Origin of the sequence: Neoactinobaculum massilliense (assembly GCF_900604955.1) — a bacterium.
GTDB lineage: Bacteria > Actinomycetota > Actinomycetes > Actinomycetales > Actinomycetaceae > Neoactinobaculum > Neoactinobaculum massilliense.
Genome location: NZ_UWPE01000001.1, coordinates 1,189,367 through 1,205,583 on the forward strand (window position 1 = coordinate 1,189,367; position 16,217 = coordinate 1,205,583).

The 16,217-nt window shown below is 63.4% G+C and carries 18 protein-coding genes; 1 reads left to right on the forward strand and 17 read right to left on the reverse strand.

Features of this window, described 5'->3' with window-relative positions; all coding sequences use genetic code 11:
* Positions 1 to 209 precede the first annotated feature (209 nt).
* Complete coding sequence (locus EIH27_RS05095) at positions 210 to 1,361, forward strand: coiled-coil domain-containing protein (protein WP_206424885.1); 1,152 nt, start codon at positions 210 to 212, stop codon at positions 1,359 to 1,361.
* 95 nt (positions 1,362 to 1,456) lie between these two features.
* Here the strand turns inward: EIH27_RS05095 and EIH27_RS05100 are convergent, their stop codons facing one another.
* From EIH27_RS05100 to rho, 17 genes are all read right to left on the reverse strand, one after another.
* Positions 1,457 to 1,738, reverse strand: a complete 282-nt coding sequence (locus tag EIH27_RS05100; protein WP_124039838.1) for an ATP/GTP-binding protein — start codon at positions 1,736 to 1,738, stop codon at positions 1,457 to 1,459.
* 86 nt (positions 1,739 to 1,824) lie between these two features.
* Positions 1,825 to 2,520: an endonuclease NucS gene (nucS, locus tag EIH27_RS05105; protein WP_124039839.1), complete on the reverse strand. Its 696-nt coding sequence runs from the start codon at positions 2,518 to 2,520 to the stop codon at positions 1,825 to 1,827.
* 61 nt (positions 2,521 to 2,581) lie between these two features.
* The gene (locus EIH27_RS05110) at positions 2,582 to 2,836 is read right to left on the reverse strand and encodes a F0F1 ATP synthase subunit delta/epsilon (protein ID WP_124039840.1); all 255 of its coding nucleotides are present in this window, start codon (positions 2,834 to 2,836) and stop codon (positions 2,582 to 2,584) included.
* On the reverse strand, positions 2,836 to 4,290 hold the full coding sequence (atpD, locus tag EIH27_RS05115) for a F0F1 ATP synthase subunit beta (protein ID WP_124039841.1): 1,455 nt from the start codon (positions 4,288 to 4,290) through the stop codon (positions 2,836 to 2,838). The genes EIH27_RS05110 and atpD overlap by 1 nt, the downstream gene beginning before the upstream one ends.
* Before the next feature lie 14 nt (positions 4,291 to 4,304).
* On the reverse strand, positions 4,305 to 5,234 hold the full coding sequence (locus EIH27_RS05120) for a F0F1 ATP synthase subunit gamma (protein WP_124039842.1): 930 nt from the start codon (positions 5,232 to 5,234) through the stop codon (positions 4,305 to 4,307).
* Positions 5,235 to 5,236: 2 nt separating this feature from the next.
* On the reverse strand, positions 5,237 to 6,859 hold the full coding sequence (atpA, locus tag EIH27_RS05125) for a F0F1 ATP synthase subunit alpha (RefSeq protein WP_124039843.1): 1,623 nt from the start codon (positions 6,857 to 6,859) through the stop codon (positions 5,237 to 5,239).
* A 9-nt stretch (positions 6,860 to 6,868) separates the two neighbouring features.
* Positions 6,869 to 7,708, reverse strand: a complete 840-nt coding sequence (locus EIH27_RS05130) for a F0F1 ATP synthase subunit delta (protein ID WP_164461609.1) — start codon at positions 7,706 to 7,708, stop codon at positions 6,869 to 6,871.
* Complete coding sequence (gene atpF / locus EIH27_RS05135) at positions 7,695 to 8,225, reverse strand: F0F1 ATP synthase subunit B (protein ID WP_124039845.1); 531 nt, start codon at positions 8,223 to 8,225, stop codon at positions 7,695 to 7,697. The genes EIH27_RS05130 and atpF overlap by 14 nt, the downstream gene beginning before the upstream one ends.
* Positions 8,226 to 8,255: 30 nt before the next feature.
* The gene (atpE, locus tag EIH27_RS05140; protein ID WP_124039846.1) at positions 8,256 to 8,471 is read right to left on the reverse strand and encodes an ATP synthase F0 subunit C; all 216 of its coding nucleotides are present in this window, start codon (positions 8,469 to 8,471) and stop codon (positions 8,256 to 8,258) included.
* A 75-nt stretch (positions 8,472 to 8,546) separates the two neighbouring features.
* Positions 8,547 to 9,365, reverse strand: coding sequence for a F0F1 ATP synthase subunit A (atpB, locus tag EIH27_RS05145; RefSeq protein WP_124039847.1), 819 nt, complete (start codon positions 9,363 to 9,365; stop codon positions 8,547 to 8,549).
* Between the two features lie 112 nt (positions 9,366 to 9,477).
* A complete protein-coding gene (locus EIH27_RS05150; RefSeq protein ID WP_124039848.1) occupies positions 9,478 to 9,843 on the reverse strand; it encodes a hypothetical protein in 366 nt (121 codons plus the stop codon).
* On the reverse strand, positions 9,840 to 10,991 hold the full coding sequence (locus EIH27_RS05155; RefSeq protein ID WP_124039849.1) for a glycosyltransferase family 4 protein: 1,152 nt from the start codon (positions 10,989 to 10,991) through the stop codon (positions 9,840 to 9,842). The genes EIH27_RS05150 and EIH27_RS05155 overlap by 4 nt, the downstream gene beginning before the upstream one ends.
* On the reverse strand, positions 10,991 to 11,593 hold the full coding sequence (locus tag EIH27_RS05160; protein ID WP_124039850.1) for an L-threonylcarbamoyladenylate synthase: 603 nt from the start codon (positions 11,591 to 11,593) through the stop codon (positions 10,991 to 10,993). The genes EIH27_RS05155 and EIH27_RS05160 overlap by 1 nt, the downstream gene beginning before the upstream one ends.
* On the reverse strand, positions 11,587 to 12,483 hold the full coding sequence (gene prmC, locus EIH27_RS05165; RefSeq protein WP_124039851.1) for a peptide chain release factor N(5)-glutamine methyltransferase: 897 nt from the start codon (positions 12,481 to 12,483) through the stop codon (positions 11,587 to 11,589). Before prmC ends, EIH27_RS05160 begins: the two co-directional genes overlap by 7 nt.
* On the reverse strand, positions 12,483 to 13,574 hold the full coding sequence (prfA, locus tag EIH27_RS05170; protein WP_124040162.1) for a peptide chain release factor 1: 1,092 nt from the start codon (positions 13,572 to 13,574) through the stop codon (positions 12,483 to 12,485). Before prfA ends, prmC begins: the two co-directional genes overlap by 1 nt.
* Positions 13,575 to 13,758: 184 nt before the next feature.
* A complete protein-coding gene (rpmE, locus tag EIH27_RS05175; protein ID WP_124039852.1) occupies positions 13,759 to 13,971 on the reverse strand; it encodes a 50S ribosomal protein L31 in 213 nt (70 codons plus the stop codon).
* A 138-nt stretch (positions 13,972 to 14,109) separates the two neighbouring features.
* Positions 14,110 to 16,014 (reverse strand): transcription termination factor Rho, encoded by a 1,905-nt coding sequence (gene rho / locus EIH27_RS05180; RefSeq protein ID WP_124040163.1) that lies wholly within the window; start codon positions 16,012 to 16,014, stop codon positions 14,110 to 14,112.
* Positions 16,015 to 16,217 lie beyond the last annotated feature (203 nt).

Genomic DNA, 16,217 nt, shown 5'->3' on the forward strand with positions numbered 1-16,217 from the left:
TCCCACATGTTTCTTGATGTCCCTCACCAGATCTGACGCATCTCTCCTTCCGCGAACGTGGTCTTGCTAACCCCCGCGTCACTACTACCGCTGGTTTCGTAGTACTCGCGGCGAACGACGTCGAACACGAACGTAAAACGTGCGGGCTTCGGATTACGTTCCAAGGCGGCGCCGACCGGTAGAATTTGGCAGGCACTAGAGGAGGATTCATGGCGGATCAAGAGCTGTTTTCCGTTGTCCGGCGCGGCTACGACCGGGCACAGGTGGATGAGTACACACACAATCTCAATGAGGCACTAGCCGAAACCCGGGCGCAGGTGGCGAACCTCGACGCTCGCATTCTGCGCCTCTCCGGCGAACTCTCTGAGGCGCGCACGCAGTTACAGGAACAGGAGCGCCCCTCCTACTCGGGGCTCGGCTCCCGCGTGGAGCGGCTACTCCGCTCTACCGAGCAGCAGGCCATGGACGTCATGAACCGTGCAAATGCGGACGCGAAGGCGCTGCTTGAACGTTCCCAACAGCGCGCCGATGAACTCACGCGATCCTCTAGGCAGGAGGCAACCTCCACTCTGGAATCCGCCCGCAGCGAAGCCGAACAGACGCGCACGAAGGCGCGCAACGAGGCCGCGGAGTTGGAGCAGACATCCCGCCGCACAGCCGAAGAACTGGTTTCCTCCGCCGAACGGGAGGCCAGCCGCCTCAGCGCCCAGGCGGCGAATGAAGCCAGTTCGCTTCGTTCCCAGGTGGATCACGAGGTAGCCACCAAGCGCGCCCAGGCGGAGAAAGAAGCCACGGATTTGCGCACGCGTACCGAGGATGACATGCAGCAACTCCGCGCGGAAACAGAACGCGAAATGGCGGATCTGCGCGCCGCATCTGCCAAGGAGCGCGAAGAGGCCGCCACTGCCGCCCAGGAAAAGAGCGATGCCGCCGTCAAGGATGCCGAAGAGCGTCTGGCTAAGGCGGAGGCCAACCTGGTCGAGGTAACCAAGCGCGCCAATGAACTCACGAAGTCCTCAAAGTCCGAGGCCTCCGAAACGCTCACGAACGCGCAGCAGGAGGCCACCCGCATCCTTGAGGAAGCTCGCTTACAGGCCACCGCCCTGCGTCAGCACGCCGAAGAGGATGCGGCCACCGCTACCGCAACAGCGCAGCGTTCAGTGGATGCGCTCACCGAACAGCGCAATACGCTTGCCGCCTACATTGAGGATGTCCGCTCCCTGCTTGCCAATAGCGACAAGTCTCTGGCGCTCACGGAAATTACCGAGGCCGGCGAAGCGGCCAAGCAGGTGCGCAATGACGGCGTGGACAGTAGCCATAACGCCTCGGCGCAGGACGGTGAAAACACACCGGAAGCCTAGTCGCCTCCCGGCACTATTCTGATCCGCACCGATCGGGCCCGGAACCAGTTGGTCCCGGGCCCGTGCTATTTAGCGCCCACCTCGGCGTCGTCCCACTAGTGTGGGCGCCGCGCCCAGCACCCCGAATGCCAGTGCCGCCGCCCATCAATGCCGGCTTGAGTGCCCCAGATGGTGTCCTCTGTCCACACCACCACGTTGGCCTCACCCACGCGAATCACGGTGTTGCATGCCGGGCAGCGATACTCCTTCTCCGCGGCCTTCTGGTGCACCACGTTATATACCGTGCCGTCCCGCCCCCGCGTTAATGTGCGCCCACCCATAGCCGCACGCACATTAAGCGGGCGGAAGGGGCGTGAGTATTTACGAGAACGGCGCATACGGTCAGCGTAGTAACCCGCTCCCGGTCCCGCCACCGACGCCGCACCGCCGCGGCTGCCGCCAGCTCACCGCACTAGCCGGCCCGCTAGAACAGCCGATCTTCCGGATGATCCATACCGCGCATGGCGTCATAGTCCAGCACCAAACACTCGATGCCCCGGTCCTCGGCGAGCGTGCGCGCCTGCGGCTTGATCTCCTGGGCCGCGAACACGCCGTGCAGTGGCTGCAACCTGGCGTCCCGCCCCAGCAGGTCCAGATAGCGGGTGAGTTGTTCAACACCGTCGATCCCACCGCGCCGCTTGATCTCCACGGCAATGTACCCGCCGTTCCCATCGCGAACCATGAGATCCACCGGGCCGATCGGGGTGGGATACTCGCGGCGCACCAGCGTGGCGCCCTCTCCCAGACGTTCTACCTGCTCGGCCAGCAGCTTCTGCAGGTCCGCCTCCACACCATCCTTGATGAGCCCCGGTTCCTCGCCCAGGTTTTCCGTGTAGTCCGCGCTGATAGAGAAGACGCGTATGACTAACTGGTCATCGGATTTAGTAGCCGATACCTCCCATACCTCGGTGACCCCAGCCTCGGCGTCGACCCCTTCGGGCGCGCGCACGCGCATGGTGGCCGGCGGGCTCATCCAGTTGAGCGGCTTGTAGGAACCACCGTCCGCATGCACCAGCACGGAACCGTCCGCCTTCACCATGATGAGCCGGTGGGCGCGTTCCAAGTGAGCGTCCAGGCGCCCCGAATAGTCCACCGAGCAGTCCGCGAATACCACGCGCATAAATCCTCCAGACACGCGAATGCCGGCACCCCCGGGGGCACCGGCACCCAAACCTGCGTTGCTACGCCGCTACCGTAGCGGATTCCACCACGATGTAGATGAGATCCGAATCCACCGTCACAAAGCTATTGCCCGCAACCTTGAACTCGTGGGTCTCCACATCGTTTGCCACGCGCACCGTGCCCTCTGCGAGAAGCGCGAGCATGGGGGTGTGGCCGGGCAGAATACCCACCTCGCCCTCCTGGGAGGGAACCACCACGGAGGAGGCGTCCCCTTCCCATTCAACGCCGGCGCGGCTCACAATCTGGACGCGCATTAGTTCTCCTTCTGGTACTTCGCGTAGGCGGCCTCGAGATCATCGATGCCACCGATATTGAAGAACAGCTGCTCAGGCACGGAATCGTAATGGCCGTTGACAATACGCTTGAACGCCTCAACCGTCTCGGATACCGGTACCGTGGAGCCCTCCACGCCCGTGAACTTGACGGCCGTGTAGGTGTTCTGGGAGAGGAATTGCTGGATCTTGCGGGCGCGGGAAACGATCATGCGATCCTCCTGCGAGAGCTCGTCCACACCCAGGATGGAGATGATGTCCTGGAGTTCCTTGTTGCGCTGCAGGATGGCCTTCACATCCGTGGCGACGTCGTAGTGCTCCTGGCCCACGATCTGCGGGTCGAGGATACGGGACGTTGATGTCAGCGGATCGATAGCAGGGTAGAGGCCACGCGAAGCAATCTCACGGGAGAGCTGCGTGGTGGCGTCCAGGTGCGCAAACGTGGTGGCCGGGGCCGGGTCCGTGTAATCGTCAGCGGGCACGTAAATGGCCTGCATGGACGTGATGGAGTGGCCCTTTGTCGAGGTAATACGCTCCTGGAGAGCACCCATCTCATCCGCCAGGGTGGGCTGATAACCCACGGCGGACGGCATGCGGCCCAGCAGGGTGGATACCTCGGAGCCGGCCTGGGTGAACCGGAAAATGTTGTCAATAAACAGCAACACATCCTGGTTCTTCACGTCACGGAAATACTCGGACATGGTCAGGCCGGTGAGCGCCACGCGCAGACGCACCCCCGGCGGCTCATCCATCTGGCCGAATACCAGCGCCGTTTTATCCAGCACGCCCGAATCCGCCATCTCGTGAATCAGATCATTACCCTCACGGGTACGCTCGCCCACACCGGCGAATACGGACACGCCCTCGTGGTCCTGAGCTACGCGGTAGATCATCTCCTGGATCAGAACCGTCTTGCCCACACCGGCACCACCGAACAGACCGATCTTGCCGCCCTGTACGTAGGGGGTGAGGAGGTCAATGGACTTGATGCCCGTTTCGAACATCGTGGTTTCCGGCTCCAAATCCTGGAACGCCGGAGGATCACGGTGAATCGGCCACCGATCCTCTACCTCAAGCTGCTCACCGTCCTCGAGGTTGAGCGGCTGGCCCAGCACGTTGAACACGCGGCCCAGCGTGCCTTCGCCCACCGGCACGGTAATGGGGGCACCGGTATCGCGCACCTCGGCACCACGCACCAGGCCATCCGTGGGTGCCATGGCAATAGCACGAATAACAGAATCGCCCAGGTGCTGTGCCACCTCAAGCGTGATCTGCTTGGTGCCCGTGGAATCCTCGGTGTCCCCCACCTGGATGTCCGTCACCAGAGCGTTATTGAGCTCCGGCATGGCATCCGAGGGGAACTCGACGTCCACCACGGCGCCGATCACCTGGACAACCCGCCCGGTACGGGCGGGAGCCTCAACTACCTGTGACATGTACTTCCTCCGTTTCAAGAATTCTTCAGGGCGTCCGCGCCGGACACGATCTCAGTGATTTCCGTGGTGATCTCCGCCTGACGCGCCTCATTCGCCCGCCGGGTGTACTCATCCACCAGCTGGTGGGCGTTATCGGTTGCCGAATGCATAGCCTGCTGGCGGGCCGCCAATTCTGACGCCGCCGCCATGAGCAGCACATTGGCAATGCGCTGCTTGACATAGAGCGGTAGCAACGCACCGAACACCTCGTGGGCGGACGGCTCAAACTCGTAGAGCGGGAGCGCATCGCCCGTGCCGGGCGTGAAGAGCGCCTCCTCATCATCCAACAGTGGGCCAGATTCAGCCTCCACCACGGCCAGCGGAAGCATGTGACGCACCTCCACGGTCTGCTTCACCATGGACTTGAAGCGCGTGGATATTACCAGTACCTGATCCACGCCCTGCTTGCCCGGGGTGAGGAACGCATCCACCAGCGCCTGCGCCACCTCGTCCATGCGTTCTTCGGCGGGCTGATCGGAGCCTCCCTCCCAGAAGCGCTCAATCACCGCGTCGCGGAACTTAAAGTAGGCGATACCGCGCCGGCCGGTCACAAACAGCACCGGCTCTTTGCCCTCGCCGCGCAGACGGTTCATCACCTCCACCGCCTCCCGCTCCACATTTGCGGAGTAGGAGCCGGCTAGACCGCGATCCGAGGTGACCACAAGAATGGCCACTCGCCCGGAATCGCTGCGCTCCCGGAGGAGCGGATGGGAAGCATCGAAATCGTGGTGAGCCACCAGGGAGAGCGCCGAAGTGATCGCACGCGTGTACGGATCAGCACCCTGTGCCGCGCGGCGTGCCCGACCGATCCGCGAGGAGGCGATGAGCTCCATTGCGCGGAACACCTTCTCCAGGGTGGAGGTGGCCTGGATCTTCTGCTTGAATCTCCTCTGATCTCCCGCCAACGCTAACCCCGCTTCGGCTGGTTAATGGTTTCGGTGGTGTGCTCGGCGCTCGCTTCACCCTGTTCCGTTTCAATACCCTTCGAGGTGATGAACTGCTGGGTAAAGGCGGCCACGGCTTCCTTCAGCGCGGTCTCGGTCTCATCCGTGAGCTTGCCCGTTTCACGGATCGCAGCCGGCACGGTGGAGTTAGAGCGCACGTAATCGAGCAGTCCCGCCTCGTACTCGTGGACATCCTCAACGGGAATGTCGTCAAGGTAGCCGTGCGTGCCGGCCCAGATGGATACCACCTGGTCCTCCTGCTCGTACGGCGTGTACTGCGGCTGCTTGAGGAGTTCCATGAGCCGGGCGCCGCGCGTGAGCTGCTGGCGCGTGGCCGCATCGAGATCCGAGGCGAACATGGCGAAGGCCGCCTGCGCACGGTACTGCGCGAGCGAAATCTTCAGCGTGCCCGCCACCTTCTTCATAGCCTTGATCTGCGCGTCGCCACCCACACGGGACACGGAAATGCCCACGTCCACAGCCGGACGCTGGTTCGCGTTGAACAGATCGGACTGGAGGAAGATCTGGCCGTCCGTAATGGAAATGACGTTGGTGGGAATGTAGGCCGAGACGTCGTTCGCCTTGGTTTCCACGATCGGCAGGCCCGTCATGGACCCGCCGCCCAGCTCGTCAGACAGCTTGGCACAACGCTCCAGCAGGCGAGAGTGCAGGTAGAACACGTCGCCCGGGTAGGCCTCACGCCCCGGCGGACGGCGCAGTAGAAGGGAGAGCGATCGGTACGCTTCAGCCTGCTTGGACAGATCATCAAACACGATGAGCACGTGCTTGCCGTGGTACATCCAGTGCTGCCCAATGGCCGAACCGGTGTAGGGCGCCAGGTACTTGAAACCGGCCGAATCGGAGGCCGGGGCCGCCACGATGGTGGTGTACTCCATGGCGCCGAAGCGCTCCAGGGTGCCACGCACCGAGGCAATGGTGGTGCCCTTCTGGCCGATGGCCACGTAGATGCAGCGCACCTGCCGCGTGGGATCGCCCGTCTCCCATTCCTTGCGCTGGTTCAAAATGGCGTCCACGGCCAGAGCGGTTTTGCCCGTCTGGCGATCGCCAATGATGAGCTGACGCTGACCGCGCCCGATCGGGATCATGGCGTCAATGGCCTTGATACCCGTCTGGAGCGGTTCCTTCACGGACTGGCGGTCCATCACGCCGGGGGCCTGCGCCTCCAGGGCACGGCGCCCGTCCAGATTTTCAATGGGTCCCAGGCCATCAATTGGGTGGCCCAGCGGGTCCACCGTACGGCCGAGGTATCCGTCACCCACAGGAACGGATAGCACCTCACCGGTACGGTGAACTTCCTGGCCCTCCTCGATCTTCGAGAAGTCGCCCAGCACCACAACGCCGATCTCGCGTTCCTCAAGGTTCATTGCAAGGCCCAGCGTGCCGTCCTCAAAGGTGAGGAGTTCGTTCGCCATGGCGCCCGGCAATCCCTCAACGCGCGCGATGCCGTCGGCTGTCATCGTGACGTGCCCGACTTCCTGCCCCATTGCCTTCTCAGGCTCATAGGAGCGCACGAAGGAATCGAGCGCCGCCCGAATCTGGTCGGGCTGGATTGAAAGTTCAGCCATTCTACTTCCTTACTGCGCCGGCGCGGACTGAGGCGCCTTCGCAATCATTTCCCGAACGCTCTTGAGACGAGACGCAAGGGTCGAATCAATCACGTCATTTCCGATAGCCACGCGAATGCCGCCCACCACGGCCGGATCGACGGTGACGTGGACGGAAACATCCGTCCCGTAACGCTTCTTAAGGCCTTCGCTAAGGCGCCGTTCCTGCTCCACCGTCAGCGGCGTCGCGACGGTGACTGCGGCCACCTCGTGATTACCTCGCCCGGCCGCCTGGTCCGTAAAGCGAAGCAGCGAGGACACCAGCCGCACACCGTTCTCTGTACGCTGGACCGCCGCCGCGATCAGTACCTGCGATTCCCGGTGATCCGCCGCGAAGGCCCGATCCACCAGCTGCACGCGCGCCGCCATCGGGTAGGCCCGATCGAGCACCGCCAACCTGAGTGGGCGATTCTTATGGAACTGGTCGATGGCCTCAAACACTTCGGCCTCGACCTCCGGGAGATAGCCCTTCTCCTGCGCGCTCGAGATCACGCCTTCCACGGCCACTTCGCGCACGCCCTGCACCAGATCCTTAGGCTGGGACCACGGCAGAGAGGCCATGTAGCTCAGGAGCTCAACGACGCCGCTGTCCGCGCCGCCGGCGAAACCGTTACGTAGTAGTGTGGCGCGTTCTTCCCCGGCGCGAGAGAGGTCCGTGAGCCCACCCGTGAACGCCGCGGAGCTGGCCAGCACTTCGCCCGCGCTGAGCAACTGCTCCGCGAACGCGAGCGTGGAAAGCCCACTGCCCGAAACGGCGCCCGGCAATTTCGCCTTCGCCATTCCGAGGGATCGTTCACTAGTGATGCGCATTGACGGCTCCCTCATCCAGGTCCGTGAGGAACTGGTCAACTACGGACTGACTGACGGTGGAATCAAGTTGGACCTGCTGGCCCACAATCTTCCCCGCCAGGTTCGTGGCGAGTGCACCCATTTGATCCCGGAGCACGCGCTGAGCGGCCTCGGCATCCGCGGCAATCTGACGCTGCGCGGAGGCGGAAATCCGCCGCGCTTCCTCGTTTGCCTGTTCCTGTGCCCGTGCCACGATGGCCTTCGCGTTCTCCTGCGCCTGGGAGCGGATCTCCGCGGCCTCACGCGTAGCAGCGGCGCGTTCGTCAGCCATCTTGGCGCGCTCGGCTTCCACCTCGGCCTTCGCGGCGTCGGCAGCATGGAGCCCCTTTTCGATCTTCTCCCCACGCTCATCGAGCATTTTCATGAAGGTGGGCCAGGCCAGGTAGTAAATGGCAACGGCCACGATGATGAAGGAAACGGTGCCCCACAGGAAGTCAGGGAGCGAGGGGAAAATAACCGACTGCTCTGCAACAACCATGATTGTGCCTTCTTCCTGCTTGACCGCGATTTACTTGAAGATGAAGCCTGCCACGAAGCCGATGAGGCCAAGAGCTTCGGTAAACGCAATGGCGAGGAACATGTTCACGCGGAGGTAGCCGCGGATTTCGGGCTGGCGAGCCGTGGCCTCCTGATTCTTCGCACCGATCAGACCAATACCAATGCCGGGGCCAATTGCCGCAAGGCCGTAGCCGATGGTTGCAAGAACCGCTGCTGATCCAGTCATTTAATTCTTCCTTTTCTTATGTGGGTTGGTGACCCCGGAGGGCCAAGTCAAATGCCGGCCCGGAGGGCCGGTGCCCTAGTGGGCCGAGATGGAAAGCTGAATATAGGAGGCCGTGAGCATCGCGAAGATGTAGGCCTGCAGGCATGCAATGAACGCTTCAAAGCAGGTAAAGAGAATGCCACCGGCCAGCGTGACCGTACCGAGGGCGATACCGGTGCCGCCGGACATCGAGAAGTACAGGAAATGTGTACCCAAGAAGCACAGCGCAAGAAGCATGTGCCCAGACACCATGTTCGCCAGAAGACGGACCGTCAGCGTAATCGGCCGAATCGCGAAGGTGGAGAGGAACTCAATGGGCGTCATGATGAAGTAGATGGGCCACGGCACCCCCGGCGGGAAGAGCTGTTCGCGGAAGAATTTGAGCCCGCCGCGCTCCTTGATACCCGCAATGATGAATGCCAGGTAGGTGACGATCGTGTAAACAAGCGGCATGCCAACAACGGATGTTCCCGCTAGCTGAAGCCCCGGGATAATACCCGTGAGGTTCATAAAGAGCGTGCCGAGGAAGATAGCGGCAATGAGCGGCTGATACTTCCTCGCCTTATCCTCAAGAAGTTCCTCACCGATCTGCACCTTCGAGAACTCCAGGAGCATCTCGAAGCTGGCCTGCCACCGGCCCGGCACCAGCTTGGCGCGACTGTGGTAAATCCACGCGCACACCAGGATGAATAGTGCGGAAATAAGGCGGATGAGCATCACGCGATTCAACGCGAAAGGCGTGCCCTGAAGCAGCATCGGATCCGGGAAGAACTCCTCGATCCCGGGACCCTTGAATCCGCCGTCCGCGGCCAAAACCACGGGAGACGCAATAACAGCCAGCAGACCTGACGACATGCATTCACCCTTCATCTACGCGTTCTCGGAGAGCGCTATTCCCAATGATACATACAGAATCAATCGGACCGGGAAAGCCCGCCGAAAAACCTGAACAACTTTACACGCCCGGCTACCCCTCAACGCGGGACCTTAGGACGATGACACTTGCGATCACCAGGGACACGACCACCAGCACCGCCATAGTGAGAGCCGCGTACCGGGCACTCACGCCGGGTATGTAGGCAATGATTGCAAAACCCACCACCACAATGCCCAGCCGTAGGCCGTAGGCGCCCAGCACGTCCCGGCGCCCACTGCGCCGATAGAGCCATGGCGCGGAAACAAACAGCAGGGCCCCCACCACAGCACCGGCGAACATGCCCCAGGCGCGCCCACCGCCCCCGGCGCACGCCCATACCAGGCCACCCAGGCCCATCACCGCCGCCACGCTCGCATTCCACTTGGCCACACGCGCTAGTACCTGACCATCCGTCATGCCGCGCCTCCCGTGACAAAGGGATCCGACGTCGTCGCATCCACCCGCCTGTGATACACCCGGGCGGCGCCCCGGAACACGGCCACGGTAATGCCCGTGCCCACCAGAACCGCACCCGCACCGATCATTAGGACGTCGCGGGACGGCAACGCCACCAGTAGCACACAGGTAAAGGAGAAGATAACCGCCCACATGTAAAGAATGAGCACCGCTACCACGTGGGATTGGGCGCGGTGAAGCACACGGTGGTGGAGGTGACCGGCGTCGGCATGGAAGGGCGACTGCCCACGTGCCAGCCGGCGCAGCACAGCCCACACAAAATCCACCAGCGGCAGCAGAATGACAGCAACGGCCAGCAGCAGGGGCAGGTAGGCCGGGATGGCGTGTCCCACCGACGTGTTCGCGGGATCCGTCTGTCCCGTGACCTGGATACCGGCCCCGGCAATGATGAGCCCCAGGGTGAGCGAGCCCGAGTCCCCCATAAAGATGCGGGCGGGGTGGAAATTATGGGGCAGAAAGCCCGCGCAGGCACCCACCAGTGCCGCGGCCACCGCGCAACCTACCGAGGTGTAGTCCCCCGGCGTGTTATTGCGCGTGAGAATGTAGCAGTACACGAAGAAGGAAAACCCCGCGATCCCCACAATCCCGGTGGCCAGCCCATCCAGGCCATCCATGAAGTTCACGGCGTTGGCCACCACAACTACCACCAGGATGGAACCGACCGCCGCCAGCCGCGAGGAACCCACCGTCAAGCCCATAAACGGCACAGTGATGAATTGGACGCCGGCCCAGGCCATAACACCGGCGGCCAGGATCTCGCCAGCCAGCTTCGTGTACCAGTCAAGCTCCCAGATGTCGTCCGCCACGCCCACCAGGCACATGACTGCCGCGCCCGCCAGAATCGCCCACGCCTGGGAATTCGGCCCCAGCACGGCGTGAAGATAGGGGATACGGGAGGCCACGGCCAGTGTGGCCGCGAATGCCACAAACATGGCCAACCCGCCCAGACGCGGGATGGGTACCGTGTGCACATCCCGCTTCCGCACCTGCGTCATGGCGCCCCACCGCAGCGCCAGGCGAAGCACCACCGGCACCAGCAGGAATGTGATGCTCGCGGCGATGAGCATCATGAGCAGGTAGACACGCACTAGGCCGGCTCCCCGAATTCCGCGATGCGGGCATCCGGAATGGCGCCGTGCCGCAGGATTTCGATGCGCTCACCGATCCGTACGATGGTGGAGGGCACCCCACCGGTCACCGCGCCGCCATCCAGGTAGACGGCCACCTTCTCCCCCAGCTGCTCGCGTGCATCCGCCGCAGTGAGTGCCGGTGCATGTCCCGTCAAGTTCGCCGAGCTGACCGCCATCGGCCCCGCGGCGCTCAAAAGTGCCAGTGCATCGGCACTATCCGGCATGCGCAGCGCCACCGTGCCGTTCGTTTCGCCTAGGTCCCAGCCGATGGTGGGCTGCGCCGGGAGCACGATGGTGAGGGCGCCGGGCCACAGCTGCTCCATCATGGCGCGTGCCACCGGCGGGATCGCCACCGCCAGCCGCTCCGCTGCCGCCACGGAATCCACCAGCACCGGGGAGGGCTTGTCCCGCCCGCGCCCCTTGGCCGTGAGCAACCTGTCCACCGCGCTGGGAGAAAACGCATCCGCCCCCACGCCGTACACGGTATCCGTGGGAAGCACCACCAGCGTGCCCGCGCGAACGGCCGCCACCGCCTCCGCAATATCCTTCTCGCTTAGCATCCCTCGCCTTTCTGCGTGTCCCCGGGCCAGGTGGCCTCCAGCCAGCGGTCCCGAGCGGTGAGATCCTGCCGCGTGACGATATCCGTATATCCGGCCGTTTTCGCCACCGCGCGCAACGCCGCACCCTGACGCTCATCGTGTTCAACAATGAGCCTACCGCCCGCCACCAGTAGTGCCCGTGCCGCTCGCACCAGCGCGGCGGGAAATTCCATCCCACCCGCACTACCGCCCCAGAGTGCCAGCGCGGGATCATGCGTGGCTTCCGGCGCGATTGCGCTGCCGGGAGGAACGTAGGGCGGATTGGATACGACGACGTCGTAGCGCCCCAGCTTCGTTGCCAGTGCGGGGTCTAGTGCGTCACCCTCCACAAAATGTACCGGGGTGCCGTAGGCGGCGTTATTGCGCTGGGCCAGCTGCAACGCGGGGGCCGAAATGTCCACACCCGTCACACTGGCGGGTGGCACCTCGGTGGCGATGGCAAGTGCAATGGCGCCCGAGCCGGTCCCCAGGTCCAGCGCCGTGGGGTGCGGATGGGCTCCGCTAACGCGTTCGCGTACGGCCGCGATGGCAGCGCCGGCCACCATCTCCGTTTCCGGGCGCACCACAAGCGCGGCGGGGGTGGACGCGAGCGTGAGATAGCGGAAGTACATGCGGCCGGTGAGGTGCTGGAGCGGGATGCGCTGAGCACGGCGACCGATCAGCGACAGGAAACGCCGGGCTGCCTCCCCCGGGCGGGCAGTCGGATTCGGGCGCTCACCGGCTACAAATTCGGCCAGCGCGCGGGCGTCCACGGTGGGCGAGGGCACCCCGGCCTCAGAGAGAATATAGGAGCCCTCGCGAATGAGCGTGGCCCAGGTGGGTGATTGACCGCCGCGCGGACCGTCGACCATTACTGCTTATCCGCGTTGGCGGCCTGCTGGGCCTCTTCAAGCCGGGCGCGCTCATCAATCTGGCGCGCGGAGTCAATGACCGCATCCAGATCGCCGTCCATCACCTGGTCCAGGTTGTGCGCCTTGTACCCGGTACGGTGATCCGCGATGCGATTCTCCGGGAAATTGTAGGTGCGAATACGCTCGGAGCGATCCATGGTGCGAACCTGCGAATGCCGCATGGCCGCATTCTTCTCCGCCTGCTCATCCAATTGGCGCTGGCGGAGCCGGGCACGCAGCACGCGCATGGCAGATTCGCGGTTCTGAATCTGGGATTTTTCGTCCTGCATGGACACCACAATTCCGGTGGGAATGTGCGTGATACGTACGGCCGAATCGGTGGTGTTCACGGACTGCCCACCCGGGCCGGAGGAGCGATACACGTCAATACGAATGTCATTTGGGGCGATCTCTACTTCGCCCGGATCATCCACTTCAGCGAACACCAGCACGCCGGCGGTGGACGTTTGGATGCGCCCCTGAGATTCGGTCACGGGTACACGCTGAACGCGGTGCACACCGCCCTCATATTTGAGATGCGCCCACACGCCCTCGGACGGATCCTCAAGCGTGCCCTTGGAGCGAATGGCGAACTGGCCGTCCTTTACGCCGCCCAGCTCGGTCTGGTTGAGGGAGAGCACCTCCCACGTCCATCCCATCTTCTCCGCATAACGCTGGTACATGCGGGCCAGATCACCGGCAAACAGGGCGGATTCTTCACCACCGGCACCACCCTTAATTTCCATGATGACATCACGATCATCGTCATCATCCCGAGGCAGTAGCGCGTCCGTCAGCTGCTCAGAGAGTTCATCGGTTTTGGCTCGCAGTGCGGGCACCTCGTCGCGAAACAGTTCGGCATCCTCGCCGCCGCCCGCCACAATCTCCTGGACCTCCGCCAGATCCTTCGCCGCCTTCGCGTAGGCACGGTAAATCTTGACCACGCGCCCCAGCTTGGAATACCGCCGGCCGAGCGAGCGGAGCTTATCGGGGTGCGCCAGCACCTCAGGGGATGCCATCTGCTTCTCGATGTCCAGATACTCCCGCTCCATTTGCTGGGCGATATCGACGCGATTGTCCTCAGCCACGCTTCACCTTTCTGTTGCAGCGATTCTTCGCCATTCTAGCCGGCGTTCCACTTAATCTGCCGAGTTGCGATGGTCCTGGCACACAGCAGCAAATGCCCGGGACGAAAAAGGAGCGCCGGACAATGCCGACGCTCCCCACCAAATTCCGCTACTTCTTGCGCTTGCCGTAGCGAGCCTCGAAGCGAGCCACACGGCCGCCCGTATCGAGGATCTTCTGCTTGCCCGTGTAGAACGGATGGCAGGCGTTGCACACGTCCAGGCGCATGGAGTCACCGGGATAGGTGGAACGCGTATCGAATTCGTTGCCGCACGTGCAGGTCACATGCACGGTGTGGTAATCGGGATGGATTCCCTGCTTCATTATTTTCTCCTTGGATCGTTAGCCGCTCCGGGTCCGCTGGGCGGTGAACCGGAAGCCGATAGGACGTTGCTAAAAGCAACTGGCAAACTATAGCGCCGTAGCCGGTGAGCCCGCAAGGAGCCCACCGGCGGGCGGGCACTACTTTGAGGACGTGCGTGCCTGATTCTGCAGACTCCGCATGATGGACACGAGGAATTCACCGTTATTCTCCGTGGCCTTGAGGCGTTTGAGGAAGAAATCGCTGGCGTCCTCGGTGGACAGCGAGCCGAGACCGCGCCGCAGCTGCCAAATAACCTTGAGTTCCTCAGCCGAGTAGAGCAGCTCCTCGCGGCGAGTACCGGAGGCATTAACGTCAATGGCCGGGAAGATACGGCGGTCCGCCAGCTGGCGGGAGAGGCGCAGTTCCATATTGCCGGTACCCTTGAACTCCTCGAAGATCACCTCATCCATCTTGGAGCCGGTTTCCACCAGCGCCGTGGCGATGATGGTGAGCGAGCCGCCATTCTCAATGTTGCGGGCGGCGCCGAAGAAGCGCTTGGGCGGGTAGAGCGCACCGGCGTCCACACCGCCGGAAAGAATGCGCCCCGAGGCGGGCTGGGCCAGGTTGTAGGCGCGGGAGAGACGGGTGAGCGAATCGAGCAGCACCACCACGTCCTGGCCGAGTTCCACCAGGCGCTTTGCACGCGCAATGGCCAGCTCCGCCACCTGGGCGTGATCGGAGGCCGGGCGGTCGAAGGTGGAGGCAATGACCTCGCCCTTAACCACGCGGCGCATATCCGTGACTTCCTCGGGCCGCTCATCCACCAGCACCACCATGAGGTGAACGTCCGGATTATTGGCGGCCACGGAGTTCGCGATCTGCTGGAGCACCATCGTTTTGCCGGCCTTCGGGGGCGCCACGATGAGGCCGCGCTGCCCCTTGCCGATCGGTGCCACCAGATCAATGGCGCGCGCCGTCACGGCCTTGGAGGTGGTCTCCATACGCAGAAGCTCGTTCGGGTAGAGCGGCGTGAGGCGCGTGAACTCCGGGCGCTTGGCGGACTGCTCGGGGGTGAGCGAATTAATGGCACTCACGCGCACCAGCTGGTTGAACGGCTTGCGGGCGGCGGGCTTGCGGCGCCCGCGTCCACGGCCGCGGCCATGCTGGTTGTTAGGCTGCGCGTTTCCCTCCTCCTTGGGACGCACCACACCGGTCACGGCGTCGCCACGGCGCAGCCCGTACTCCTTCATGATCTGCGGGGAAATCTGCGCATCGTTCGGGCCGGGCAGGTAGCCGCCCGCACGCAGGTAGGCCTGCTTGCCCGCAATATCCACGATGCCGGCCACGGGGAGGAGCGCCTCCTCACCACGGTGATCATTGCGCGCATCGTTGTTAGTGCGGTCCTGGTTGTTGCGCGCATCCCGGTTGCGGCCGTCCTGACCGTTTTGCTGCCGGGAACCGTGGTCCTCACGGCGAGCATCCTGGTTACGGTTGCCGCGCGAGCGATTCTCTTCGCGCGCGTTTTCGCTGCCGGATTCGGTTTCATGGTGATTCCGACGCCGCCGACGACGCGTACGACGAGAGGTCTCTTCACCCTCGCCCTCCGCATTATCACTGCCGGCGTGGCGCTCAGCCGCGTCACCGATGGCTTCCAACGCCGCCTGACGCTCCTCATCGGACATGCTGGCCTGGCGCGTACCACCTCGCCGCGAGCCCTCCTTAGGCTGGGGCAGCTCAATGACGGCGTGATTTTCTTCTTCTGTCACCTCTTGAGCGCGCGGACGACGCTGCCGCACGCGACGCTGGGGCGCCGATTCGTTCTCGGTGTGGGAAGCAGCCGATGCCGTATTTTCCTCCGCCGCACCGGCAGCTTTGTCCGCCGGTGTAGACGTCTGATTACCAGCAGAGGCGGCCTCCACCGCCTGCTTGGCGGCCTTTGAGGGCCGACCACGCCGGGCCGGCACCACCTTCCGGATCTCCTCTAGTAATTCGGCCTTGCGAGCCTTGGGATCCACATCAAGATTGAGTTCCTTCGCAAGTTCGCGAAGTTCAGCGACGCGCATTGCAGAAATGGCGCCAAAGTTCGGGGTATCTGCCACGAGGTTCCTTCCTCGGATATGACGCGGACGTACGCGCCTACTGGAAATAAAATGCCCATCCCACGGGGCACATGCCCACGTTCTCACAGGGAGGCTACGGATTGGGGACCGGCCTACTACCGGTACAACCTCGAATCCTCCCCGTAGCTTACTACACCGCGGCGCCA